The 25,103-nt window shown below is 49.6% G+C and carries 24 protein-coding genes and 1 riboswitch; of the genes, 4 read left to right on the top strand and 20 right to left on the bottom strand.

Annotated elements, in window-relative coordinates; translation table 11 throughout:
• Positions 1 to 67 precede the first annotated feature (67 nt).
• The 8 genes from BLU87_RS03975 to BLU87_RS03940 form a co-directional block, all read right to left on the bottom strand.
• Positions 68 to 517 carry an acyl-CoA thioesterase gene (locus BLU87_RS03975; protein ID WP_092344953.1) on the bottom strand — a complete coding sequence of 150 codons (450 nt, stop codon included), beginning with the start codon at positions 515 to 517 and terminating at the stop codon, positions 68 to 70.
• A gap of 43 nt (positions 518 to 560) precedes the next feature.
• The gene (locus tag BLU87_RS03970) at positions 561 to 1,268 is read right to left on the bottom strand and encodes a spermidine synthase (protein WP_092344951.1); all 708 of its coding nucleotides are present in this window, start codon (positions 1,266 to 1,268) and stop codon (positions 561 to 563) included.
• A 59-nt stretch (positions 1,269 to 1,327) separates the two neighbouring features.
• Complete coding sequence (locus BLU87_RS03965; protein WP_092344950.1) at positions 1,328 to 2,446, bottom strand: peroxiredoxin family protein; 1,119 nt, start codon at positions 2,444 to 2,446, stop codon at positions 1,328 to 1,330.
• A gap of 270 nt (positions 2,447 to 2,716) precedes the next feature.
• Positions 2,717 to 3,442, bottom strand: coding sequence for an ABC transporter ATP-binding protein (locus tag BLU87_RS03960; RefSeq protein ID WP_092344948.1), 726 nt, complete (start codon positions 3,440 to 3,442; stop codon positions 2,717 to 2,719).
• On the bottom strand, positions 3,442 to 4,242 hold the full coding sequence (locus BLU87_RS03955) for an ABC transporter ATP-binding protein (protein WP_217637440.1): 801 nt from the start codon (positions 4,240 to 4,242) through the stop codon (positions 3,442 to 3,444). The genes BLU87_RS03960 and BLU87_RS03955 overlap by 1 nt, the downstream gene beginning before the upstream one ends.
• Complete coding sequence (locus tag BLU87_RS03950; RefSeq protein WP_092344944.1) at positions 4,239 to 5,309, bottom strand: branched-chain amino acid ABC transporter permease; 1,071 nt, start codon at positions 5,307 to 5,309, stop codon at positions 4,239 to 4,241. Before BLU87_RS03950 ends, BLU87_RS03955 begins: the two co-directional genes overlap by 4 nt.
• A 16-nt stretch (positions 5,310 to 5,325) precedes the next feature.
• Positions 5,326 to 6,237 (bottom strand): branched-chain amino acid ABC transporter permease, encoded by a 912-nt coding sequence (locus BLU87_RS03945; RefSeq protein ID WP_092344942.1) that lies wholly within the window; start codon positions 6,235 to 6,237, stop codon positions 5,326 to 5,328.
• Positions 6,238 to 6,344: 107 nt separating this feature from the next.
• Complete coding sequence (locus tag BLU87_RS03940) at positions 6,345 to 7,508, bottom strand: ABC transporter substrate-binding protein (protein WP_092344940.1); 1,164 nt, start codon at positions 7,506 to 7,508, stop codon at positions 6,345 to 6,347.
• A 404-nt stretch (positions 7,509 to 7,912) separates the two neighbouring features.
• On the opposite strand from BLU87_RS03940, the gene BLU87_RS03935 reads away from it, so the two are divergent.
• From BLU87_RS03935 to BLU87_RS03920, 4 genes are all read left to right on the top strand, one after another.
• Positions 7,913 to 8,320 (top strand): DUF302 domain-containing protein, encoded by a 408-nt coding sequence (locus BLU87_RS03935; RefSeq protein WP_092344938.1) that lies wholly within the window; start codon positions 7,913 to 7,915, stop codon positions 8,318 to 8,320.
• 12 nt (positions 8,321 to 8,332) lie between these two features.
• A complete protein-coding gene (locus BLU87_RS03930; protein WP_092344936.1) occupies positions 8,333 to 8,623 on the top strand; it encodes a DUF134 domain-containing protein in 291 nt (96 codons plus the stop codon).
• Between the two features lie 14 nt (positions 8,624 to 8,637).
• Positions 8,638 to 9,120 (top strand): asparaginase domain-containing protein, encoded by a 483-nt coding sequence (locus BLU87_RS03925; RefSeq protein WP_245706363.1) that lies wholly within the window; start codon positions 8,638 to 8,640, stop codon positions 9,118 to 9,120.
• A 207-nt stretch (positions 9,121 to 9,327) separates the two neighbouring features.
• Positions 9,328 to 10,302 (top strand): TAXI family TRAP transporter solute-binding subunit, encoded by a 975-nt coding sequence (locus BLU87_RS03920; protein ID WP_092344934.1) that lies wholly within the window; start codon positions 9,328 to 9,330, stop codon positions 10,300 to 10,302.
• A 30-nt stretch (positions 10,303 to 10,332) separates the two neighbouring features.
• Here BLU87_RS03920 and BLU87_RS03915 read toward each other — a convergent pair whose 3' ends face one another.
• The 12 genes from BLU87_RS03915 to cobS all read right to left on the bottom strand — a co-directional run bounded on the left by BLU87_RS03915 (position 10,333) and on the right by cobS (position 25,045).
• Positions 10,333 to 11,103 (bottom strand): amino acid ABC transporter ATP-binding protein, encoded by a 771-nt coding sequence (locus BLU87_RS03915; RefSeq protein WP_092344932.1) that lies wholly within the window; start codon positions 11,101 to 11,103, stop codon positions 10,333 to 10,335.
• Positions 11,104 to 11,130: 27 nt separating this feature from the next.
• Positions 11,131 to 12,222 carry an amino acid ABC transporter permease gene (locus BLU87_RS03910; RefSeq protein ID WP_092344930.1) on the bottom strand — a complete coding sequence of 364 codons (1,092 nt, stop codon included), beginning with the start codon at positions 12,220 to 12,222 and terminating at the stop codon, positions 11,131 to 11,133.
• Between the two features lies 1 nt (position 12,223).
• Entirely contained in the window at positions 12,224 to 13,420 is a 1,197-nt protein-coding gene (locus BLU87_RS03905; protein WP_092344928.1) for an amino acid ABC transporter permease, read from the bottom strand.
• A gap of 85 nt (positions 13,421 to 13,505) precedes the next feature.
• On the bottom strand, positions 13,506 to 14,525 hold the full coding sequence (locus BLU87_RS03900) for an amino acid ABC transporter substrate-binding protein (protein ID WP_092344926.1): 1,020 nt from the start codon (positions 14,523 to 14,525) through the stop codon (positions 13,506 to 13,508).
• 172 nt (positions 14,526 to 14,697) lie between these two features.
• The gene (locus BLU87_RS03895) at positions 14,698 to 15,951 is read right to left on the bottom strand and encodes an ABC transporter ATP-binding protein (RefSeq protein ID WP_092344924.1); all 1,254 of its coding nucleotides are present in this window, start codon (positions 15,949 to 15,951) and stop codon (positions 14,698 to 14,700) included.
• Positions 15,948 to 16,952 (bottom strand): FecCD family ABC transporter permease, encoded by a 1,005-nt coding sequence (locus BLU87_RS03890; RefSeq protein ID WP_092344922.1) that lies wholly within the window; start codon positions 16,950 to 16,952, stop codon positions 15,948 to 15,950. The genes BLU87_RS03895 and BLU87_RS03890 overlap by 4 nt, the downstream gene beginning before the upstream one ends.
• Positions 16,945 to 17,823, bottom strand: coding sequence for an ABC transporter substrate-binding protein (locus BLU87_RS03885; protein ID WP_092344920.1), 879 nt, complete (start codon positions 17,821 to 17,823; stop codon positions 16,945 to 16,947). Before BLU87_RS03885 ends, BLU87_RS03890 begins: the two co-directional genes overlap by 8 nt.
• A gap of 67 nt (positions 17,824 to 17,890) precedes the next feature.
• Positions 17,891 to 19,732 (bottom strand): TonB-dependent receptor plug domain-containing protein, encoded by a 1,842-nt coding sequence (locus BLU87_RS03880; RefSeq protein WP_092344918.1) that lies wholly within the window; start codon positions 19,730 to 19,732, stop codon positions 17,891 to 17,893.
• Positions 19,733 to 19,853: 121 nt separating this feature from the next.
• Positions 19,854 to 20,052, bottom strand: a riboswitch (cobalamin riboswitch).
• 85 nt (positions 20,053 to 20,137) lie between these two features.
• Positions 20,138 to 20,659 (bottom strand): cob(I)yrinic acid a,c-diamide adenosyltransferase, encoded by a 522-nt coding sequence (locus BLU87_RS03875; protein WP_092344916.1) that lies wholly within the window; start codon positions 20,657 to 20,659, stop codon positions 20,138 to 20,140.
• Between the two features lie 11 nt (positions 20,660 to 20,670).
• Positions 20,671 to 21,615, bottom strand: a complete 945-nt coding sequence (gene cbiB / locus BLU87_RS03870; protein ID WP_092344914.1) for an adenosylcobinamide-phosphate synthase CbiB — start codon at positions 21,613 to 21,615, stop codon at positions 20,671 to 20,673.
• Positions 21,612 to 24,188, bottom strand: coding sequence for a cobyric acid synthase (locus tag BLU87_RS03865; protein WP_092344912.1), 2,577 nt, complete (start codon positions 24,186 to 24,188; stop codon positions 21,612 to 21,614). Before BLU87_RS03865 ends, cbiB begins: the two co-directional genes overlap by 4 nt.
• The gene (gene cobS, locus BLU87_RS03860) at positions 24,188 to 25,045 is read right to left on the bottom strand and encodes an adenosylcobinamide-GDP ribazoletransferase (RefSeq protein ID WP_092344910.1); all 858 of its coding nucleotides are present in this window, start codon (positions 25,043 to 25,045) and stop codon (positions 24,188 to 24,190) included. Before cobS ends, BLU87_RS03865 begins: the two co-directional genes overlap by 1 nt.
• Between the last annotated feature and the right edge of the window lie 58 nt (positions 25,046 to 25,103).

The raw sequence follows: 25,103 nt of genomic DNA, 5'->3' as shown, positions 1-25,103 counted from the left end.
CATATGACGCCGCCGGAGGGGAACAGCCGGTTTGAGAATAAACACGACATCCATTTGTCGGGTTGTCTCAGGTCTTTTTTTGCGCCGCAATGATTTGAAAATCCTCGGTCTGCTGCAGATCTTCAAATCTTTCCACCAGCTCATTTGGCGGCGGGGCAATACGCCGGCTTTTCAGGTCAAGCCAGGCGCCGTCCAGATTGAGCGTGGCACAGATCTCTTCACCCCGCAGGATGCGATGGCGCATGCTCCACTTGCGATGATCGTTGGATAGTCCGGAGAGTTGTACGTCAATGATCAACTGATCTCCGGCGTTGAGCTCGCGGTGAAATTGAGCTTCTTCGCGAAACAATACCGGGCCGATCCCTTTGCGGTGCATCCAGTCAATGCCTAACCCCTGTTTTTGCAAATAAGCAATCCGCGCCTGGGCACCGTAATCAAAATAGACCGAATGACGCACATGACCGTTAGGATCAAGGTCTGACCAGCGGACCTGAATGTTCTGGGTAAAAGATTTCATCAATGTCCCTTTCAATTGCAGAATCTATCTGTTGCTGGCAGGGTTACCAGGCTTCCCGTTCAGCAAACCAGATGGCATGCAGATCCCCTTTGTTCTGATGCTCTCGAACTCGAACCTGTTTCACCTTGAAGCCGATCTTCTGCAGTCGCTGCATGAATTCCCGATCCGGTCCGGCGGACCAGATGGCAAGGATTCCTTCTGGGCGCAGGGCTCGATAGGCTTCTGTCAAGCCATCGGTAGTGTAAAGCCAGTTATTCTTCTTGCGGGTGATGGCATGAGGACCATTATCGACATCCAGAAGAATGGCATCATAGGCTTGGCGTTGTTCGCGTAGCACTTTAGCGACATCTCCGACCCGAACCTGAGTGCGAGGGTCCTGCAACGGATGGCCGGCATACTTGCCAAGGGTCCCGCGGTTCCATTCGATGAGCCCCGGAACTAATTCTGCGACCACAACTTTGGCCTCAGGACCAAGGGTTTTTAACGCGGCAGCCAAAGTGAAGCCCATCCCCAACCCCCCAATAAGGACACGGGGCTGGTTGCGGTTGACAATTTTAGCACAGGGTAATTGAGCCAAAGCATCTTCAGACTGGTGTGCCCAGGTACTCATCAACACGCCTCCATCGAGGATACTGATAGAAAATTCGCCTTCTCGTTGAAATAGCTGTAACTCTGTCCCCTGTCCGGGAATGGGGGCGGTATCAATCAGTTCCCAAGGAATTTGCGTGTCGTTTTTATGGTTTGTGGTCATGTTATCCATCTCTGTTGGTGGAACTGATTCACTGCTACAGCGTCTTGAAAATAATCGTTTTAAGGTTCTAACAATTTTTCTTGCTGCAATTCTTCAAGGAGTTTAAGCCCTTGTCCCAGATCATCAAAGATGATTGCTGATGTCATCGTGGCACTGGTGACAGCGTCGGTTTTGGGAGAAAAGGCCCAGGAATCTGCCAGATGTTTGCCAATGACACGGCGGCTAAAGTAGTTCAGTTCTCCCTTGTTCCACTCGACATTGCCATACTTTGTCAGTTGCAAGGGGATAAAATCGAGGATCAGTCCGCTGCGATCAAAGAGATAGAAGAAATGGACACTGTGACAGACATCGCAGATGGCAGAGCGATTTGCCACTTCGGCAAATATCGGTTGACGTTGGCCGTTGCGCTCCAGGGTGGCGGAGTAAACCCAGCGGTCGCTAGGCAGATCAAGTTTACGGAAGTCATGGAGATTCTGCCCCTGTCGGCCGAAAGCGGTCTTGACCATGGTGTTGATTTCAGCTTCGGATTGTGGCGGCAGTAATTCGGTGGCGGCTGCCTTCTCTGTTTGCGGCAGCGAGGTGAACTCGGCAGAATCCATACTCAATAGATCTTTGAGGTAATCAAACAGTTCATCGATTTTATCATCACCACCCAGATGGGTATCGGTGACGACGAAGAGATCCCTGGGGGTGTTGCGTACTGCGTAGACTGAAAACGGGGTCGGCCCTGCACGTAAGGCACTGTGCAGTTTAAAATTGCGATCGGGGATAACCGGAAAGGCGACAGAATAAATAACCACAAAGTCGTCAATGGCTTCATCGTCGTTGGCGACTGCGACCCCGAGCATTTTGATCTGACCTCGGGTTTCGGGGTCAGCTTCAATCATCCGGTAGAGTTTATTGTAAGGTTGAGTCTGCTTGATGCAATGGGGACAATGGACGTTGAGGATTTCAACTAAAGCCACACGGGCATCAATCTGGTTGAGAGTAAAGGGTTGTTCGTCAGTCAATCCCAGATAAGAACGCTGGAGTTGGTCCATGGGGGCAGGGAGTGCAATTTGCGGGAACATCTCCCCTGAGTTGATTGTGTCGGCAGCAAAGAGACTGGTTGAGAACAGGATACCTAGCAACAGCAGAAAGATTCTGGCTGAAATCTGGTGGCGCAATGAAGTTATCATAATCATTCCTTGGAGGTTGTTTGACTCATGTCATCGATGAAGAACTTGTTGCCGCCTGCCGAATGTCATTTTATTGCTTATCATAGGAAGATCTTACCTTTGGCGCAAGTGAGAGAATCTTTGCGAGTGAGATTTTTTAATTCACTGTTGCTGGATAAAAAAAGCACAAGCCACCACTGCATCAATTCGCAACTGGTGGCTTGTGCCTGATTAATTTTATGGTGATATTGGAACGCGTTGAGAAGTAGAGTTCCGCGTCAGCCTGAACTCCTATCCTCCCAGATAGGCTTTCTTGACTTCCGGATTATCCAGAAGCTCTGCCCCTGTCCCTTCGGCCACAATATTTCCGGTATCCATAACATAGCCACGATGTGCCAGTTTTAGGGCCAGATTGGCGTTCTGTTCAACCAGAAGGATGGTCATCCCATCTTCATTGAGTTGTTTCAGCTTGCGGAACATTTCGTATTTGAGTACTGGTGCCAATCCCATGCTGGGTTCGTCCAGCAGCAGAATTTTACAGCCCGTCATCAGCGCTCGACCCACTGCGAGCATCTGCTGCTCACCACCACTCAACGACTCACTGCGTTGGTTACGCCGCTCCTTTAATCGCGGAAAAAGATTAAAGATATAGTTGTATTCCGTGTTTAGGTCTGCATCCTTGGTGCGGGCGTAGGTGGCCAGCTTCAAATTTTCTAAAACTGTCAAATTCCCAAAGATTCGCCGACCTTCCGGAGACAAGGCGAGGTGCAGTTTTTTGACCACATCACTTGGCTGGGTCTTGAGGATCGATTCCCCTTTAAATTTGATATCCCCAGCAATAACCCTTGGCGCTTCAGGAGGCGGCAGGCGGGTAATCGTATGCATACAGGTCGTTTTCCCAGCTCCGTTAGCCCCGATCAGAGTGACAATTTCACCTTCATTCACATGAAAGCTGATGCCATGCAGGGCCTGGATATTGCCATATTTCACTTCAAGATTTTCAACTGATAATAACATCAGATATTTTCATCTCCCAGATAAGCACTCATGACGGCAGGGTGATTACGTACGTGTTCAGCACTGCCTTCAGCAATGGTTTCGCCAAAATCAATAACCTTGATCTGGGTGCAGAGCTCCATCATGACATCCATGTGGTGTTCAATCATCCAGATCGTGACGTCAAAGGTTTCATGGATCCAGCGGATCAGACGGATTAAATCTTTGGCGTCGGCAGAGTTCAGTCCCGCCGCAGGTTCATCAAGAAGTAACAGCTTAGGATGACTTGAAAGAGCGCGAGCAATCTCAAGTTTGCGCTGGGTGCCGTAGGGAAGATTCTTCGGCATCTCTTCTGCATAGCGTTTGAGATCGAAAACATCGAGCAGTTCTTCGGCCTCTTTGGCAACCTGTTCTTCTCTGGTGCGATAATGTTTGCTGCGGACGATGGCATGGAAAAAACCGTAGCCCAATTGATAATGTTGTGCGACGCGGATATTGTCGAGCACCGTCATATCGTTCCAAAGACGAATATTCTGAAAAGTACGGGCGACACCTAGAGCGGTAACTCGATGTGGTTTAAGAGCCGCGGTGGGTTTGCCATCGACAAAAATTTGCCCCTCAGTCGGTTGATAGAAGCCACTGACCAAGTTAAAAACAGTGGTCTTCCCCGCGCCATTCGGGCCGATCAGACCAGAGAGCTCTCCCGGCATCAGCTTGACATTGAAGTCATTGACTGCAGTTAAACCACCGAAACGCTGGGTCAAGCCACGCACTTCGAGGACAGGTGTCGATTCTGTTTGTTTTTGTGTCTGTACCATCATTTAAACCTGTAAAATTTTTTCAGCTTGGGGAAGACATCTCCCAATTCCCGGTTGCCCATAATTCCTTCAGGGCGAAACTGCATGACTATGACTAGCATCAGGGGGATCATGACCCACTTAATAACCCCAGCTGAAGGCTCCCAGTCAGGAAACATAAAGGTGATAGGTGAAAGGAGGCCGTCGACAATTGCCTGAGAACGGAGCACTTCCAACAGCCCAGTAAAAATAATGGCGGAAATGATGGCACCTGATAGAGATCCCATGCCACCGAGATAGACCATAACCAGAGCTTCAGTCGATTTGAGAATGTTGAATGACTGTGGATTTACATAGCCGACGATGTGGGCGTAAAGACCGCCAGCACAACCAGCCAAGCCAGCTGCGACCATGAAGTTGATGATTTTGATCTTGTTGGTGTTAACGCTCATGATTTCCGCGGCAACTTCATCTTGGCAGATGGCATTGACACCTTTACCGTAGGTGGAAGAGATGAAGCGGCGGATCACCCAGACGGTGAAGATGGTGAAGTTGATGACCCAGAAAAGCATCCACGGGCCATCGAAAAGATCGACCATTGCCCAGACGGTATCCTTCATCCCCTGAAATCCCCGTGAGCCACCAACGAAGTCCATGTTCTCTATGGCTGAAATAATCATGTAATTGACGGCAATGGAGATGATAGCTAGATAGTCATCGCGGGTTTTAAATGAAGGGATTGATATCAACAAAGAGGAGACAGCGGCTACAGCTCCACCAATCAGCAGAATAAGAGGGAATACAACGACCACTGAAGCGGCGGGCAACAACGGGTCGCCAAACTTGGTCCCAAAACAGATGACCGACAAAATGGACGAAACATAGGCTCCGACACACATGAATGCAGCGTGACCGCAGGTGAATTCGCCCATGTTGCCATTGACCAGGTTCAGGCTAGTGGACATCATGATGTTGATACCAATGGTCATGACAACTATCTGGATATAGCCATCAATCATGCGGAAGTGAGTCGCAAAAAGGAGCCCGATGGCAAAGGCGACCAGAAGGATGTTGAACGTGTATTTTTTCATGTTTTTATCTACTAACCTATATCTTGGTCGACTGTGGTATGCCGAACAGCCCCGTGGGTTTTATCCACAAAATCAGCAGCAAAATGGTGAAAGCGAAAAGATCTCTGTAGGTTGAGGGGAAAACGGTGACGACGCCGACCTCAATAAAACCAAGTAGGAAGCCTCCCACGAATGCCCCTTTGATGTCACCGATGCCACCAACAACTGCAGCAATAAAAGCCTTCCAGCCAATGAGCATTCCCATAAACGGTTCTAGAACTGGATAACTCATGGCGAAAAGCAGCCCGGCGAGTCCTGCAAACCCGGATCCGAGGACAAAAGTGACAACGATGATTCTGTCAATGGGAATCCCCATCAGTGGAATGGCAAATTTATCATAGGAGATGGCTCGCATAGCCATCCCGACCCGTGTCCGAGTGACGACCCACTGCAGAAACAAGAAGACCAGAACGGCTGTGACGATGACCATAACCTTCAGGTTGGTCAGGGTGACATCACCGAAACGCCAGACCTGTTTTTCGATCAGTTCTGGAAATTTCAAGCGGCTGGCGCCCAGTAAAGCCAAGTTGGAATATTCGAGAATCAAGCCGCACATCAACGCCGTAATAACAACGTAAAGACGATGTGCCCCTTTGCGCCGTAAGGGGCGATAGGCAATTCGCTCTAAGGTCACACCAACCAGCGAAGTGAGTAGCATCGTCAAAGGGACGGTGATGATAAAAGCCATTGCAGGGGAAAGGCCTGTGAAGGGACTGATGAGGAAACTGGCGACGAAAAAGGAAATATAGGCTCCGACCATGAAGATATCGCCATGGGCAAAGTTAATCAGGCGCAGAACTCCGTAAACCAGAGTGTAGCCCAGAGCAATAAGGGCGTAAAAACTCCCCCATTGCATGGCATTCAGGATATTCTGAATAATGAAATCCACTGGAAATTGTCCTTCAAAATAATTGGAGTTGCAGGTCGTGAATAACGACTTCTTTGGTTGTCAAAATAAAGCGGGGATCTTCAGATCCCCGCTTTACTACCGCAGTATTATGGACAAACAGACTCTTCGAAGACAAAGGTTCCTTCGTCAGAGATTTTAACCACAACAGCACATTTGATGGGGTCACCCTGCTCATTAAACTTGGATGATCCGGTAACGCCGTCAAAAGATTTGATAGCGGCGAGGCCATCACGGATAGCTTTACGCATTTTACGCGGATTGGAATCGACCACTCCGGCATTTTTAATCCCTTCGACCATCAGACCAATGGAATCCCAGGTCAAGGCAGCGTAATCAGCTGGCTCTGCACCGTATTTTTCCATGTAACGGTCGATGAAAACCTTGGTCGCACCCTTTGCCCCAGCCGCAGCATAGTGGGTTGAGAAGTACTGGCCGTTGCATTGCTCACCACAGAGTTTGACGAGATCTGGGGTCCCCCAGGCATCGGAACCCATAAATGGTCCTTTGTAGCCGAGATCACGTGCTTGAGGAATGATCAAAGCGACTTGGTTGTAGTTTTCCGGGACAAAGATAAAGTCAGGCTTGGCTTTAATGATGGTGGTCAGCTGAGCGGAAAAGTCCTGATCTTTGGTGCCATTTGATTCGTAGGCGACCACAGGACCCAGCCCTTTGGCTTCCCAGGCAGACTTAAAGACTTCTGCCAAACCGACAGAATAGTCGTTGGCGACATCGAAGAGGACTGCTGCTGTTTTGGCACCAAATTTTTTAGCGGCAAAGTCGGCGACAACTGGACCCTGGAAGGGGTCGAGGAAGGCAGCGCGGAACACCCAGGGGCGATCCAAGGTGGTGTTGGGATTCGTAGACCAAGGACTGATCATTGGGACCCGGTTTTCGTTAGCGGTCCCGCCGCCAGGGACGGCTTGTTTGGAAGAATTGGGGCCGATAATCGCTACAACTTCTTCCTGTTCGATCAACTTGAGTGCAGCGTTAACAGCAGAATCGGCCTTGGATTCGTTGTCCATATAAATGAACTCAAGCATATATTTCTTGCCACCAACGTCAAGACCTCCGGCACCGTTCACGTCAGCAAGATACATTTCCGCTGCATTTTTGGAACCTTCACCGACTTCTGGAATATCACCGGTCATGGGAATATTGAAGCCAATTTTGATGGTTTGTGTTGCCATCGCAGGGACTGCCAGCATCACAGCGATGGCAGTTATAAATATGGTGATTAGTGTTCGTTTCATGGTTCCTCCTCGTTTTAGGGTTCGATAGAGTACTGTTGTATGTGCTTGGATAAGTGAAACAAACTGTGATTAAGGTTGTTTGTTTCCGTTTACTAGATACTTTGATACTTTTTTTGTTCTGAAATGCGACGCTACCCATTTATCGGGTGAGCAAGTAGGCTATTTAACAAATGGATTTTGTATTATTTTGCATAATGAGAAAAAAAACAACTACTTTATTGTTACCAATTTCTCAGATAAGGGAAATTGTCTAGCTGAGAACCTCATTATTTTTCTACGGTTTATTAGGGGGATAAGGGGGCTGCCAATTTTACATATCCTTATTCTTGCTAGATTTGACATTTACGTTTACAATCATTGCTGTGCATATGCACATATTGGACGCAGTGACAAAAAGGACTTTTATGAATGCAGAAGTTTTTTTAGCGGAAACGCAAAAGAGTATCCCCCGTTTTATCAAAGACCTTGGCAAAGCGATGGCGATGCAGGGTTTCATGATCCATAATGAAGATAGGATGGAAATGGTTCATCACTTTGGCCACCATGGTGTTGACTTGGCGGATGGCTTTGATCTGCATATGGTGCAGGTATGCGCACCGAAAAAGTCAGCTCAGTCTTTGATGAAGAATCTGGAGCGGGCAGTTCTTTTGCCCCGCTATATCGTTGTTTTTAGTAAAGATGGCAAGACTCAAGTGCGGATGTTGCAAATTTCAGACGCGCTGGTTGCTCAGTTAGTTGATGATGCGGAATTTCCCGCACAGCATGTGGCAGTGTGTGAGTCGTTAGTTCTGGCCATTAAAGAAGCTCTTTAAACGGAAAAATCTATGTCTCCAAGACCACGAAAACCAAGAAAATGTTGCCCAAGCAGACGCCCTGCTGATCATATGTTTAAACCTGCTGGAACCCCTGTTTCAAAGCTACAGGTTGTGGAACTTGAGGCTGATGAGCTTGAAGCCTTGTCTCTGTGTGACCGTGATGCGATGACTCAAGCAGAAGCAGGAGAGCAGATGGAAGTTTCGCGCGGTACGGTTCAGCGGCTAGTCACCAGCGGGCGGAAAAAAATCATTGAGGCTCTATTGTCGGGGCACGTTTTGGTCATAAAACCACATGATTAAATAGGTGAGGGGGGATGATGATCGAAATTATAACGACGGGCGGAACGATAGATAAAATTTATTTTGATGCAAAAAGCAGTTATGAAATCGGTGAACCACAGATTGAAAATGTGTTACGCGAGGCAAATATTACCATTGACTATCGCATAACTCCTCTGTTTCGCAAAGACAGCTTGGATCTCAGTGATGCCGATAGAGAATTAATAAAAAAAGTTGTCTCTGAATCCGCTGCGGAAAGAATTGTGATCACCCACGGAACCGATACGATGATAAAAACGGCCCAATGGTTACAGGATGTGTCCGGTAAAACCATTGTGTTAACGGGGGCTATGCAGCCCGCCAGATTTCGTTTTACCGATGCGATCTACAATATTGCCAGTGCCATAACCTCTGTACAGTTGTTGCCGCCCGGGGTTTGGATTGCAATGAATGGCAAAATTTTTGCTCCGGCCTCATCCCGGAAAAACGTTGCCATGAACCGCTTTGAAAATATTTAAGAGGTCACTGCCGCTATCATTGCCCCTCCTTATCGAGTAAGAACTGAACAATCCGGTTTCTAGAGCAACAGCCAAGCTCTGTCAAACGAACTATGATGACGGCAGCTTTGTTGTATTTACATTGGCCTCTGTTATAATTTTTTTGTGACAAAGGCTTTTGCCCCCTATGCTGCTTTTTAATATGGTTGCTTTCTCAGGGAGGTCAACATGCAAACGAAAACCGTTGGCTGGATTCTGTGTCTTTTGCTCTCTATCGCTCTGTTGCTCTCTCCTGGTCTTGTTTTAGCCTTTGATGTTCGTTTAGGGACTGGTCCCCCGGGCTCCTTCTCTTATTTTTCCGGTCGGGTGTTTTGCCGGTTGATCAATCATCAGCTGACCGATATTAACTGTCAGCAAGTCGCAGCAACGGAAGATCATGACGCTTACAATCTGACCAACCTTCAGGGTGGTTCACTGGATATGATTCTGGTTGACTCGCACCCCCTGTTTGCGGCCGTCAACAAGACAGGAATGTTCGCTTATCTGGATATTGATTATAATAACCTCCGCGGGATCACCTCCCTTTACGAAACTCCGGTTGTGATGGTTGTTCGCAATGATGCGGGGATCAGATCGTTGGCTGATCTGCAAGGGAAACGGATTAATGGCGGGACTCCGGGAACTGTTCAGTATCGGGAGATGAAAAGAATTTTAACCGCAAAAGGGTGGAGCCGAGAGGATTTTAGTCTGGTCGGAGATCTCTCTCGATCCCAATCTAACAGTGACACCAAGGCCTTTTGTTATGGCACCATGCAAGCGATGCTGTATGTTGACATCCATCCTGATTTTTCGTTGCGGCGGTTACTTAAGAGCTGCAATGGAACACTCCTGAATATGGATGACGACGACATTGCTTCTTTGATTAATGCCGATCCTGCGCTCTGGAAAGTTGAGATCCCGGCGGGAATTTATTCTACTCAGCCCCAGAAAGTCACTACTTTCGGTTCTCGCGCCATGCTGGTCGCTTCTGAAAATCTGGATCAGGAGACGGTCTATGGCATCATGGACGTTCTCGATAAGAATAGCGCGTATCTACAAAGTGCGCATCAAGCATTGCGTCCATTTATCCCGGAACCTGGGCAGATGGATGAAAACGGCTTGCAATTGCACTCTGGTGCCGCTCAATATATCGCTGAGCATTAAGTTCTGTCGTTTGGAAGCAGACGAAAACCTTTACAGGATTTGGCTCAAAAAGAGTTTAGTCCGTTCATGCTGAGGGTTGTCAAAGAAGACATCCGGACTGTTCTGCTCTACTATCTCGCCATCGTCCATAAACATCACCCGATCAGCGACACTCTTGGCGAAACCCATCTCATGCGTGACAACCAACATGGTCATCCCTTCTCCTGCCAGATCAATCATAACGTCGAGGACTTCTTTGATCATTTCGGGATCAAGGGCCGAGGTCGGTTCGTCAAATAACATCACTTGAGGATTCATGCAGAGACTGCGGGCGATGGCGACGCGCTGTTGTTGTCCGCCTGAAAGTTGACCGGGGAATTTCTTTGCCTGTTCGGCGATCTGAACCTTTTCCAGATACATCATCGCCATTTCTTCAGCTTCTTTTTTAGGGGTTTTGCGCACCCAGATCGGTCCGAGAGTGAGATTGTCAATAATGCTTAAATGGGGAAAGAGGTTGAAATGTTGGAACACCATGCCGACTTCTGCGCGTACCTTTTCGATATTCTTAATATCATTAGATAGTTCGATGCCATTAACGATGATTTGACCGCGCTGATGTTCTTCGAGGCGGTTGATGCAGCGGATGAGGGTTGATTTCCCCGAACCTGACGGGCCGCAGATGACGATCTTCTCTTGTGGCTGCACCTGAAGATTAATATTGCTGAGCACATGGAAGTCGCCATACCATTTATGCATGTCGTGGATTTCGATGATTGGTTGGTTTGACTTTTGGGTCTTATTATTCATCTGCAAATCTTTCATGACGATCTCACTTGCTGTGGATACTGGTTAATGTCCCGTGTGGAGTTCTTTTTCCAGTTTGCGACTGTAGCTCGACATGGCGTAACAAAAGCCGAAATAGAGGAGCGCCAGAAAAATATAGGACTCTCTTGAATATCCTGCCCATTTGGGGTTAGAGAGGGTCACCATGGTTGTCTTTAAAACATCGTACAAGGCGATAATAACCACCAGAGAGGTATCTTTAAAAACTGAAAGTAAGATGCCAACCGAGGGTGGAATGACAATTTTTAGCGCCTGGGGGAGAATGATCAAACGCATGGTATTGCTGTAATTTAGCCCAAGAGAATCGGCGGCTTCATATTGCCCTCTTGGCATCGCCTGTAAGCCTCCACGGACAACCTCAGCGATATAGGCAGCTGTAAACAGAATGATCGCGATCAATGCCCGAAGCACTTTGTCGATGGTGACCCCCTCAGGCAAGAACAGGGGAAACATCACTGAGGACATGAACAGCAGACTGATCAAGGGAACGCCGCGGATCAACTCGATATAGACAACACATAGCGTTTTGATTGCCGGCATGTTTGATTGCCGTCCAAGAGCCAGGAGGATCCCCAGAGGGTAGGCGACGATCATCCCGAAGAAGGAGAGGATAAAGGTCAATGGCAGCCCGCTCCATTGTGACGTCTCAACAACCGGCATTCCGAAGATTCCGCCATACATCAGAGTGCCCATGATAATCAGGTTGATAGCCCAGAGCCAAAGCAGCGATGATTTCCACCGTGAGCGTTCTTTAGAATAAACGACTAATGTCAGTAATAGCACCATGGCCAGAATCGGTCGCCATTCTTGCCCTGAGGGGAAAAAACCGAGAATGATGAAGCGGATGTTATTAGGGATGACCGACCAGCAGGCACCATCAATATCACGGCAGGCTTCGGCGGAACTATTCCACAAACTGTCAACGAATGCCCACTGAAAAGCTGGGGGTAACAAAAAAGCCATGACGATCAGGGTGACAATTGTGAGCAGTGAATTGTACCAGGAATTGAACAAGTTGGTGTGCAGCCAACCCAGAACGCCAACATTGGTGATAGGTGGCTTTAAACGTTCTCTCTTAACTGTGGTTGATTCTGCCATCTTATCTCTCCACCAAAGCCATACGCTTATTGTACCAGTTCATAAAAATAGACGTGGACAGACTAAAGAACAGGTAAACAACCATGATCAAAGCGACCCCCTCAATTGCCTGTCCAGTTTGGTTGATAGTTGTGTTGGCGACGGCAACAAAATCGGCATAACCGATGGCAACAGCCAGCGAACTATTTTTTGTCAAGTTCAACATCTGACTGGTCAACGGTGGAATAATTACCCGCAATGCCTGAGGCAAGATGACCAGATGCAGAACCTGTCCCGGCCGAAGGGCAATCGCTTTGGCGGCTTCGATTTGACCTCGGTTGATGGATTGAATCCCGGCCCTGACGATTTCGGCAACAAAAGCGGAGGTATAAAGAACCAGTCCGATCAATAAAGCGCTGAACTCCGGGCTGACAGTTAATCCTCCCTGAAAGTTGAAACCGCGTAATTCCGGAATATTCATAGCGGTTGGGGCGCCGTAGACAGCCCAAACCAGCAACGGGATAAAAACCGCCAGAGCGAGGGTGATTTTCCCGGCGGGTAAAAATTGACCCGTCAATTCCTGACGTTTATATCCCCAGCGGTTGAGAAACCAGCCACCAATCAATACAGCTACAAAAGCCAGTCCCATTGCCGCATGAGCTCTGTGAGGTTCCGGGATCGCAAAAATCAGACCCCGGTTACAAATGAATACCCCTGTAATCGGATTGAGAGCCTGTCGTGGCGAAGGGAAAGATTCGTAAAAAATTGCATACCAGAAAAACAGCTGCAGCAGAATGGGGATATTTTGCATCACTTCAATAAAGGCTCCGGCCAGCTTTGAAATGAGCCAATTTGTAGAAAGCCGTGCAACCCCAACAATACAGCCGAGGATTGTTGTCAGGATGATGCCGATAAAGGCAACCTTGAGAGTATTCAATGCACCAACCAGCAAAGCTCTGGCGTAACTGTCGGCCGCTGAATAACGGATCAGTGATTCACCGATTTCGAACGAGGCCTCATTCCCCATAAAACCAAATCCGGTGGCAATCGATTGTCGTGCCAGATTGGCTTGAGTATTGCTGAAAAGGTAGTAGCTGATGGCAATGACAGCAATGAGCGCAAAAACTTGATAAACAATCGATCGTTTTCCCGCATCGTGCCAGAAAGGAACGGCTGCCTCGCCTGTGTCAGTTGCTGTAGAGTGATCTTCTGGTTTCAAAGTGACTGTTCCCTAGGCTGAAGAGATCAATAAAGAGCCGTCGAAACATGAACGTTCCGACGGCATGTTGTGTCCTGCCTATCAACTATTTAAATGGTGGTGAATACATCAAGCCACCATTGGTCCAGAGGGCGTTGAGACCACGTTCGATCCCCAATGTCGTATTGATACCAACATTACGCTCAAAAACTTCACCATAATTACCAACTTGTTTGATGATGTTATAGGCCCACTTTTCATCCAGTCCAAGAGCCTTGCCGTTGCCGGGAGAGACCCCGAGGAAGCGTTGGATCACTGGGTTTTTGCTATTGAGCATTTCATCAACGTTTTTCGAGGTAATGCCGAGCTCTTCGGCATTGATCATAGCTAAAACTGAGAAATCAACGATATCTCTGAACTGATCATCACCATGACGCACAGCAGGAGCCAATGGCTCTTTAGAGATGATTTCTGGAAGAATAACGTAACCTTTTGGATCTGCAGAGATGGCGCGGGCACCTGCAAGCTGAGAAGCATCGGAGGTCAAAACGTCACAACGACCGGCGAAGAAAGTTTTAGCCAGTTCCGCTGTAGATTCGATAACAACGGGTTTCCATGCCATCTTGTGGGTGCGGAAGAAATCGGCGGCATTTTGCTCGGTGGTTGTTCCTGGTAGGACACAAACCGTTGCGCCATCAAGCTCTTTAGCACTCTTAACGCCGAGCTCTTTAGAGACTAAAAAACCTTGTCCGTCATAATAATTGACGGTGACGAAGTTAAGACCCAGTTGGGTTTCACGACTTAATGTCCGGGTGGCATTACGCGTCAGGATGTCAATTTCTCCCGATTGTAAAGCCGTAAAACGTTGCTGAGCAGAAAGGGGGGTGAACTTGACTTTGCTGGCATCACCGAAGATAGCAGCTGCGACAGCGCGAGCGGTGTCGACATCCAGACCTTCCCATACGCCCTTCGCATCGGGCATGCCGAAGCCAAAGACCGCACCGTTAACACCGGTTTGGATAAAGCCCTTATTTCTTACCGCATCCAGGTCTTTACCCGCATGGGCAAAGGTGACCAACATTAAGCATAGACTGAGAACTAGAACCAGAATTTTCGTGAGTTTCATGCTGTTTCCTCCTGATAGAGTTGGAGTGATCAAAAACTCAAAAGCTAAATACTATTTTAGCACAAATAAACACTGTTTGTTTGCTGGCTGTAAAAAGAGAGGAGTCCTATGGATTTTAACCGGGGCCATCTCAACGTTCAGACATTTATTTAGCTCTAGCAACAGCCCTAAATTAAGCCGCGGTCAGTTTTTCTAGTTCATCGAGGAGATGCTCTTCATTGCGAACGGGCAGAGCGCCTTGTTGCTGCAATTGTTGAATTTTGTCCCAGGCTTTGCCACCGGTGTAGTCCTGGTCTTGTTGTTGCGAGAGAAGGAAGACGGCTGTCCCTTGCTGGATGGCTTTTTCTGCCAGATCAAGGCAGGGAAGATTCCCTGCTCCCCACCAGCGGGTGGTGACAACCAGGACATCTGTTTGTGCGATAAATTGACCTGCGGTCGCCAGGGTGTTTTTTGAAAACGGACTGAACGGGATTTCCTGGACAACGGGAACATTGAGCACGTTCGCGGTAGTTTCGTCGGAATCTCCCTGATTCAGTGGTCCGGCAGTGAGGTTGGCTTTGGCCATATGGAGTCGACGCAGCAATGTTTTACCGTTGCCGCCACCACAGATCAGATGAACCTTAAGACCATTAAGTTGGTGGGTTGAATTGTTTATCAACGGCACAATCTGCGGGGCTCCGGTGAAGGGGTTGCTGTCAACCTTGACATCGACCCGGAAGATCTGTTGCAGGTTGGCGGCGGTCATCACCTCTTGAGGAGAACCTATCGCCGCAATGTTCCCATGTTCGGTCAATAGCAGAATTCTCTGGGAGATTGCCGCTGCAAGGTCCAGATCATGACTGATCTGGACTATCGTGGTGTGTTGTTCCCGGTTCAATCGTAACATCAATTCTGTCAGTTCAAAGCGATGGTCGATATCCAGATGGTTCGTTGCTTCATCCAGAAACAGCACCGAGCTGTTTTGTGCCAGAGCGCGCGCCAGAAGAACCCGCTGAATTTCTCCACCGCTTAATTGGGTGACCGAGCGCTCAGCCAAAGGGAGGATGTCGGTCATCACCAACGCTTGTTCTATGGCTTGCAAGTCGCTTTTATTCTCAAAGCTGAGGAAGTTTTTCCGATAAGGGTAACGTCCCATGGCGACCAGTTCCCTGACTTTATAGGGAAAGGGGGTTGCTGAAGACTGCGGAACCACTGCAACTCGACGAGCCATCGCGGGCGTCGGAATTTTCTCTAGCGGAATATGATCCCAGAGAATCTCTCCTGACTGAGGCTTAAGGCTGCCTCGTAATAAACGTAACAGCGTCGACTTGCCACTCCCGTTGGGGCCGATAACCGAAAGGATTTCTCCTTGGTGAATATCAAAGGAGAGATTGTTAAAGATTTCGGCTGTTGTAAACCCAAAGCAGAGATTGTTGACCTGAATCATAGATAATCCCCCTTGCGACGCAATAAGAACAGGAAGAAGGGGGCACCCAGAAGCGCTGTAACGACACCGACCGGGATTTCTGCCGGAGCATACAGGCTCCGGGCGATGGCGTCGGCAATAATCAAAAAGCTGCTGCCGAGTAGAGCGGAGAAGGGGAGGAGTAGACGATGTCCCGGTCCCCAGAGCAACCGACAGATATGGGGAATTACGAGCCCGACAAAACCAACCAAACCAGCGAGAGAGACCGCACAGGCGGTCAAAGCACCAGCCAGGGCAAACAGAATCAGTCGGGTTTTGCCAACATCAAGGCCAAGATCTGCCGCTGTCTCTTCTCCCTGAGTGAGCAAGTCGAGATTCAGTGATTGGGACCAGAGGAGCAAAAAACCGATGAGAACCCATAACCATCCCCAAGAAAGCCAATCCGGGTCAGCCAATGAGAGATTGCCAGCGAGCCAGAAAATAGCTTGGCGGGTGGCATCTGCTGGAGCTCTCCAGAGCAGGAACAGCAATAATGCCGCAGCCAGGCTGCCAACCATCACCCCGGATAAAATTAAGGTGTGAGACGAGCAAGTGTGCGCTTGCGCAACCATATAGACTAACAGTAGCGCAACGAGCGCGCCAATGAAGGCGGCAAGGGGAATGATGAGCGGGGATTGTGCTCCGCAGGTCAACGCCGTGACCGCACCCAGGGCGGCGCCACCGGAGACACCGAGCAGGTAGGGGTCGGCGAGGGGATTGCGCAAGACCGCCTGAAAGGTCACTCCGGATAAACTTAACGCGGCACCAACAAGTCCGGCGAGCAAGGCGCGTGGTAATCTGACCTCCCAAATGATGACTTGTTCAATGCTGCTCCCCGGTCCCTGAAGGAAAATAGTCAACAACCTGTCCCAGGAGATGTCCATGTTCCCGGCACTAAGCGAGATGAATATGGCCAGCAGGGGGGATAAAATCAGGAGTCGTTGCCAGAGTGAGCGGCCTGATGTTTTTTGCGCTTTATTCATGATTTGAAATGTCTGTATGGAGGGCTTTGGCCAATGCTTCAATGCCAAGAATCATCCTTGGGCCCGGGCGGTGAACCCAGTCTGCTTCGACTTCGATAATGCGATTATTTTTGACCGCATGCAGTTGTGGCCAGTTGTCGAAAAATTGTTTTGGTGTCGGTTGCCCCGGATAAGTTGAGACAATGATCGCTTCAGGATTGATGCTCAGCAGTGCCTCAGTGTTCCAGGTTGGATATCGTGATGGCCCTTGAGGTACCGCATTTTGACCTCCGGCGATGGTGATGACATCGTTGATAAACGTATCCGGTCCCGCCACTGTCAATGGTTGCAACATGACACATTCAATCATTGACAATGGCGTCCGTCCGGCAATTTGCTCTTGAACCTTCTGGATCCTCACCTTGATAGAGTTGACAAGGTTTTTTCCTTGTTCTTCTACCCCGGTGATGGATGCGATGTTCTGAATGGTTGTGAGTGTCTCTGCGACAGTCTGGGAATGAATCACATAGACAGGAATCTTCATGAGTTCCAACCGCCGGACCAGGGCTGGACGGTTCATATCTGCTGCGGCAATGACCAGGTCGGGCTGATGGATCAGGATACTCTCCAAGCTAGGATCTGCATATCCACCAACCTTGGGTAATTGCTGTGCCGCTTCAGGAAAAGTGCAGAAATCAGTCACCGCGGCAATCCGCTGTTCCAACCCGAGTTTGAACAGCGTTTCAGTAACGCTGGGGACCAGAGAGACGATCCGCTGGGGAGGATTGGGAATGGTGACTTGGCGGTTGATAGCGTCGGTGACGTTCAGCGCTATTGCATTGCCGCAGCAGAAGAGGGTCAGTATGATGCCAAGAATTAAGCTTTTATGCATAAAAATCCTGAATTTAAACCGGGAGCCTAGGTTCTATTGGCTCCCAGTCTAGAACAGTTTACGGAGATTAGAAAGAAAGTTTGGCGCCAGCGTAGCCAGACAAACCGGCCGTTCCGTACCCGGAAGCCTCTTCGTAGTCTTCGTCAAACAGATTTTCGACTCGTGCGAAGACTTTGAAGTTGTCGGTCAGCTGATATGATGTCGCCACGTTGGTCACTGTGTAGGCCGCCAATGTCGTAGCATTCGACTCGTCGCGTTTGCCCGAGTAAACGATGTTCAGGTTAAGCTGTAATTTATCAGTGGGATAAAGGTTGAGGTCAACGCTTCCCTTGTGGAGGGGAATTCGCGCTTTTCTGCTATCATTATCTTCTTTTGAATCGGTGTAAGTGTAGTTGAGCTTAATACTGAAGATATCATTTGGATACCACTCAATTGTTGATTCAATTCCTGATGTTTTCAATGATGTGATGTTGTGGTAACCATCGCCATCAAACCAGTCTGCATCACCATCATCGTACCAGTCGATGTAGTCATCAATATCATTATAGAACCAGGTCACACCGACGAGAAAGGCATTATGGAACAGGGCCTGTTCAATACCGACATCCAGGCTCATGCTGCTTTCAGGGTTGAGGTTTTCATTGCCACCATAAGGGTAAAACAGGTGGAACAGTGAGGGGGCTTTAAAGCCGGTTCCGATCGATCCTTTGACTTTGGTGCCGGTTGCGGTCAGCGTATACGTCGGTGCAATTCTCCAGGTGGTTTCACTGCCGAAATACTCATGGTCATCATAGCGGACCCCGATGGCGGTGGAGAGATTGCCGACAACCAATTGATCCTGAATGAAAATAGCATCATTTCTCGCACTACCGCTACCACTGGTGCTGCTTTTATACTCTTCTTTCTCGGTTTCCGCCCCGAAGACAATCGTGTGGATCCCGAATGTCACGACATTTTTGACGTCGAACTTGGTGGTTTTTCCATCAAATTCATAATTGTCGTACCAACCTGTCCCGGTTCCCGTTCTTTCCGTATCGGTAACAGCTGTCCCCAGAGTTAGCTGCCAGCTGTCGTCGAGGAGATGAAAGGTTCCTTCTGCTCGACCCATTTTTTCATCTGTTTCGACCATGGCATCGGAGTCAGCAAAAGAACCGCTAGCAAAACTGTCGATATCTTTTTCTGAGGAATCGACGCGGCCGACAAGTTTGAAGTCAAAGTTGTCCGTCGGTTTGATTCCAAGGTTAAGCGCCGCTGCGGTTTGTTGAAATCCGTCATCCTCGGTATTACCGTCTTTCTCACTGGCAGCAGAGAAGCCATCTGTATCAATTCTGGATATAGACGCCGCAAATGTTGTGGTCTCACTTCCTGCTGCTACACCAGATTTCTTAATCCAGGTGTTATCCGATCCCCCTTCAACAGAAACGTAACCTTCAGGCACGCGTGCCCCTGTTTTGGTGATGATATTGATGACACCACCAATGGCATCCGAGCCATAAAGGACACTTTGTGCTCCGCGGACAATCTCAATCTGGGCAATATTATCCGTACCTAAATTTTCAATGTTGGCGATACCACCGATTGAGGCGGTGTCTTTGTACTCAATCCCATCAATCAGTATTAGCGTATGTCTGGAGTCTGTTCCTCTCAAGTAGACTGAGGTTTGCCCTCCCCGTGATCCTGTTTGGACGATATTGACACCAGGGACACTTCTGAGGACATCAATAACCTGGGTTTGCTGTTTTGCCTCGATCTCTGCAGCGGTAATGACGGTGACAGAGCTGGCAATTTGACTCAATGGGGTTCCAGTGCGGGTTGCCGTGACGACGACTGGATCCATTTTGACAACCTCTGCCCAGAGTGGCGCTGCTGTGAATAGCAGGATGCATAAGACAATGAATCTTCTTTTCATGGGTGTTCCTCCTGTTTTCCCGTAAGAGCTGACGAACGCACAATAAAAAAACCCGTCACCTGATGACAGGTGCGGGTTCCGTATTTTCCGCGCTCGTCCACGCTCCCGTTCCCGGGGAGATAAAAGTGGCTGGTTTACGGTAGGTCTTCTGACTTACGAGTCTTTGGCGTGATGTGACACCAATGAAACAGACAGCCTTCCCAGAGGATTCCCAGTGGCATGTTGCCTGCTTCGACTCGATTACAGCGGCGGGTCCATGGAGGATTTGCACCTCACTTCCCTATTTATGCTTGTTAAGCACCGTAAAACGATTCAATTGTGGCCTGCTTATAAACGAATTCTGTCTCTGCTGTCAAGACCTCAAAAACTCACCATTCACATGAATAACGATTGAAGGGGCTGCAATTAAAACTCAACCCCTATGCGTGCCGGGACGCCATTTTCTAACGCATGTTTGTGGGGGACCATTTCCGTCACCGTATCTGCCATTTCGATCATTGCCGGAGTGGCATTGCGTCCAGTTAGGACAATATTCAGGTCGTCACGCGACCCTTTGACCGCTTCTAGAACCTGAGCTTCATCAACCAGTCCAGAGCTTACAGAACCGCAGATTTCATCGAGAATCAACAGGTCATAATCACCACTTTGCATGGCTTGGCAAGCAATGGCGAAGGCTTTTTGAGCGGCTTCTTTGTGGGCCGGGTACTTAGGATGTCCAGGCTTGGGGACGAAACCAAGGCCAGTTAAACGGATATCGATACCGAGTTTGTCCCGTAAGCTGACCAGTTCACCGGTCGAGTCATCCGCCTTCATAAATTGGAGAATAAGAATGCGTTGTCCATGACCAGCCGCGCGGATTGCCATACCAAAGGCTGCGGTCGATTTCCCTTTACCATTGCCAGTAAAAATCAGAAGGTTTTTTGCCATAAGGATATCCTTTACATTGCTATGAGTTGCACCAATATTCCTCCCGCAAGGAGGATCAGTGATGTTGCGACCATCAGATGGAGCGTGGTTTTTATTTTCTCTGGAGTCATTTCGTTGCGCAGATCTCCCATGTAGGGGCGAAAAGACCTCTTGCCCCCGTAGCTGATCTCTCCCCCCAGTCGGACCCCCAGTGCTCCGGCAAAGGCTGCTTCAATCTGACCTCCGTTAGGACTGGGATGGTTATTCCGGTCACGAATAAAAATATCCCATGCGTTTGTGTTGCCCTGTAAGGTTATTTTCGCCGCCAACGGAACCAGCAGTGCGCTGATGCGCGCCGGGAGAAAGTTTGCCAGGTCATCAAGGCGGGCAGCGGCCCAGCCAAAGTGCAGGTAGCGTTCATTCTTGTAGCCGTAAGTGGAGTCCAGGGTGTTAATCGCTTTATAGAGAATCGCCCCAGGAGCTCCCCCGATGAATGCAAACAACAGTGGTGCTGTGACCCCATCCACGGTGTTCTCGGCGACACTCTCCACCGTAGCGCGGGAGATCTCTGCGGCGTCAAGGTCGTTTGTGTCGCGTCCCACCAACATGGCGACCTTGCTTTTGGCCTGAGTTAAATCTCCAGCACACAGAGCATTGTAAACCGCAAGGGCATGTTGTCGCAAATCCTGCATGGCAAAACAGGTGGTAAGGAAGAGGATCGAGACCAGATCCCCCAGCAGAGGGTGGACGGCTGTCATCAACCAGCAACAGAGCCAGACTGATCCGGCGCTTATGGTGGTTGTCAGCAGCACCGCGATGACACCAGCGATGCGCAGAGGTAAGAGCCGGCGTAAGGGGCCCTCAAGGAACAACGCCAAACGGCCAATCCCTTTAACCGGATGTGGCAGCCAACGCGGATCGCCGATGAAGAAATCAAGACTTAAGGCCAGCAGGATCTGGATGTAGAGTGGTATCATAAGCCCAGCACCTGATAAATTTTATCCATATCCACCGAGGCGCGGACATGATCGGCTAACCGGTCCAGTGCGGGTTCAAGATCGTAAGACGCGCGTCTCGCACCAATGACCTGCCACCCTTTGCGTTGGCGTACCCGATCCAGAAACCAGTGACGAAAACCGTCGGCGTCAAAGATACCGTGAAGATAGGTTCCCCAGATGTGGGTTGGCCCGTCCATGCAGCCACCAATGGTCATTCCGTCTGCACGCTGAATAATGGGTTTGAGATTGTTGCCGTTGCTGGTCCCATGGTGAATTTCGTAGCCGTGGAGAGGCTTTCCAGACGGCAGGTGGATGGCCTGACAGTGAGTCGTGGTCTTGTCTGGCTGCAGGGTGGTCTCCATCGCCAGTAAGCCCAACCCTTGCCCGTCACCACCAGCAGATTCAATGGCGTGTGGGTCGGTAATTTTTCCACCCAGTAACTGATAGCCACCGCAGATGCCGACAATTTCTGTCGTTTCTGTTTCGGCCAGGTGACGGATCGCGTGACTCAGTCCCGATTTCAGTAGGTAGTCGAGATCGGACATGACATTTTTTGTCCCCGGCAAGATAACGACGTCGGGTTGCCCCAGCTCGTCAACGTGCCGCACCCGGCGGAGATGGACATCGGTTTCGGCACGCAGCGCGTCGACATCGGTAAAGTTGGAGATGTGTGGCAGATCAATAAGGGCAATATCGAGAACTTCACCCGCTTTTTTTTCTGTATCGAAGCGACCATCTTTAAAGTCGACGGAATCTTCTTCGGGGAGGCCGAGGTCAGCCAAGAATGGGACCGTGCCGAAAAACGGTTTCCCCGTGTGCAGACTGGTCAAATCCAGAGCGTCTCCGAGGAGGTTTTTATCGCCACGAAAGCGGTTGATGATGAAGCCGCTGACCAGTTTCCGTTCCCACTCATTGAGCAATTCCATGGTGCCGACAAAGGAGGCAAAGACTCCGCCGCGGTCAATATCGCCAACCAGCAATACCTTGGCATCCGCGTAGCGGGCCATGTTCATGTTGACGATATCACGTGATTTAAAGTTAATCTCCGCCGGACTACCGGCCCCTTCCAGGACCATGACCTGATGCTCAGCAGCCAATTCGTCGTAGCATTGTTGGGTTTTGGGGAAGATCTTGCTACGCCGCTGGGCGTAGTCTTGAAAGTGCATGGTTTCCAGCACCTTGCCACAGAGAATAACCTGCGAACCGGTGGTGCTACTCGGCTTGAGCAGCACCGGATTCATCCGCACGTCGGCGTCAAGGCGGCAAGCTTGTGCCTGTAACACCTGGGCCCGACCCATTTCACCGCCTTGGAATGTCACACATGAGTTGAGAGACATATTCTGTGCTTTGAACGGAGCGACCGAGACGCCATCCTGATAAAGGATGCGGCACAGCGCTGCGGTAAGGATACTCTTTCCGGCGTTGGAACCGGTCCCCTGAAACATGATCGCCGGGGTCTTCGGGGAGATTTTCTTCGCGGTGTTGGAGGCAAAGATTTGCTGTAGTTCAGTACAAAGTTTTAGTTGTTCATCAGGGGTGCGGACTGCTAACCGAAAGTAGTGGCCGTCGAGTCCTTGGAAGGTGTTACAGTTGCGAATGATGATCCCTTTTTGCAACAGTTGTTGCGCCAAGTCTGAAGCATCAATGCTTGGGTGTTCAATCCGCACAAGGAGGAAGTTGGCGTCACCGGGAAACGGATGCAGACCACGGATCGCTTGTAGTTGGGTCAAAAGTTCCTGCCGTTGTTGATCAACATAGTTGCGGGTCTGTTGGAGGAAATCATTATCCTGCAAGGCACGGATCCCCACCGCCTGAGCGATGCTGTTGACCGACCAATCGGGACGCAAGCGGCGCATCGCGCTGATGATGCTGGCATCCGCCAGAACGTAACCCAGCCGCAGACCGGGAATCGCCCAGGACTTGGTCATTGACTGGACAATAATCACATTGTCATCCTGCTGCCAGCGCAGAGAATGGGCCGGGTCGGCAAAGTCGATAAAAGATTCATCAATGATGAAATGATTTTGCGGATGGTTCCTGATCAGTTGCTGCAATGCAGGAACATCATAAAGTTTTCCTGTCGGGTTGTTGGGATGACCAAGAATGACCAGATGGTCATCGGTCAGGGCCGTTTCCAGTTGCGCAATATTGAGTTGGAAATGATCATTTTCTGCCAGCGCCAAGGTATCAATGTGTAAATTTGCTCCTGTGGCGATGGCGAGATAATCTCCATAACAGGGAACCGTGATCAATGCTCGCTTATGTCCCAGCACCTGAGGCAGCAAATAGAGGAGTTCACTGGCGCCGTTACCGATAATCACTTGAGAAGGATCAAGCTGATGGTGTGCGGCAATCGCGTAGACCAGTTCTTCTGCTTCAGGGTCCGGATAGTGACTCAGTTGACTGACCTGGGAACTGATCAACGGCCGTAGCCATGAAGGAAATCCCAGAGGGTTGATGCTGGCGGAAAAATCGAGCAGTTGTTCCTGTGGAAAACCACTAATTTTAACAGCTTGACGTAGATTTCCACCATGTTTTAATTGAGACGCCATTAGATTATTCCTCGATGAGCAAGAATGACAGTGCACAGAGCTGGGAGTAATTCAACCAACTCACAGGTTGCTCCCAAGGTGTCACCAGTGAACCCGCCGATTTTACGTCGGCTGTATGCTCCCAGCAGCCAGCCGCCAAAACAGACGCTGCTAACGATTATTAAGCCAGAGGTCCAGCCAGATAAGACCAACGCAGGGATCAGTAGGGTGGCGAAGGCAATGCTGACACGACTACAGTTGAAATCCTCGTTAGTAAAGGCAGCGGTGCCGTGGGTTCGAGCATAAGGGAGCTGGCTGCTGAGAACAGGCAGAACACAGCGTCCGGCCAGAGGCATCAGCACAATAATTTGCCAGCGCCAGGCTTCAGGCAGAGCGATGAGCAGCATCAGCTTGAGCAACAGGACGATGGTGATCGCCACGACGCCCATCGGTCCGGAGCGACTGTCCTTCATGATCTCCAGCATCTGCTCTGGTCCGCGACTGCTGAACCAGGCGTCGGCACTATCAGCCAGACCATCCATGTGGAGTGCTCCGGATATTGCGATCATCGCCAGTAGCAGCAACACACTGGCGACAGACACAGGTAAGAGCCAACAAAGGAACAGGTCTAGCAGTGCCAATAGCAGACCGATCATCAGTCCCACCAGCGGGTACCAGTTTGGACTTTTGTGAAAGCTGTTCGCATCGCCACACCATGATTCTGGAACTGGCAGGATGGTGAGAAAGCGCAAAGCTGAAAAAAAAGGTTTAATATCCATTGCTTGCTTGGCCTCTTCAGAGGTTATGTTGATAACCTCTAAGATTGCGGGGTTGTGACCCCGGTTGTCGCGCAGACATTTTGCTCTGATAGTCCGCACCGTTTCGCTTCCCTCTGATTGCGTTACCTGCTGGGAAGATCAATAGCATCTGCTGCTC

The organism is Desulfuromusa kysingii (assembly GCF_900107645.1).
In the GTDB taxonomy this organism is placed as follows: Bacteria; Desulfobacterota; Desulfuromonadia; order Desulfuromonadales; family Geopsychrobacteraceae; genus Desulfuromusa; species Desulfuromusa kysingii.
The sequence above is the reverse complement of the archived record's forward strand: the minus strand, read 5'-3'. Positions and strand labels throughout refer to the sequence as shown.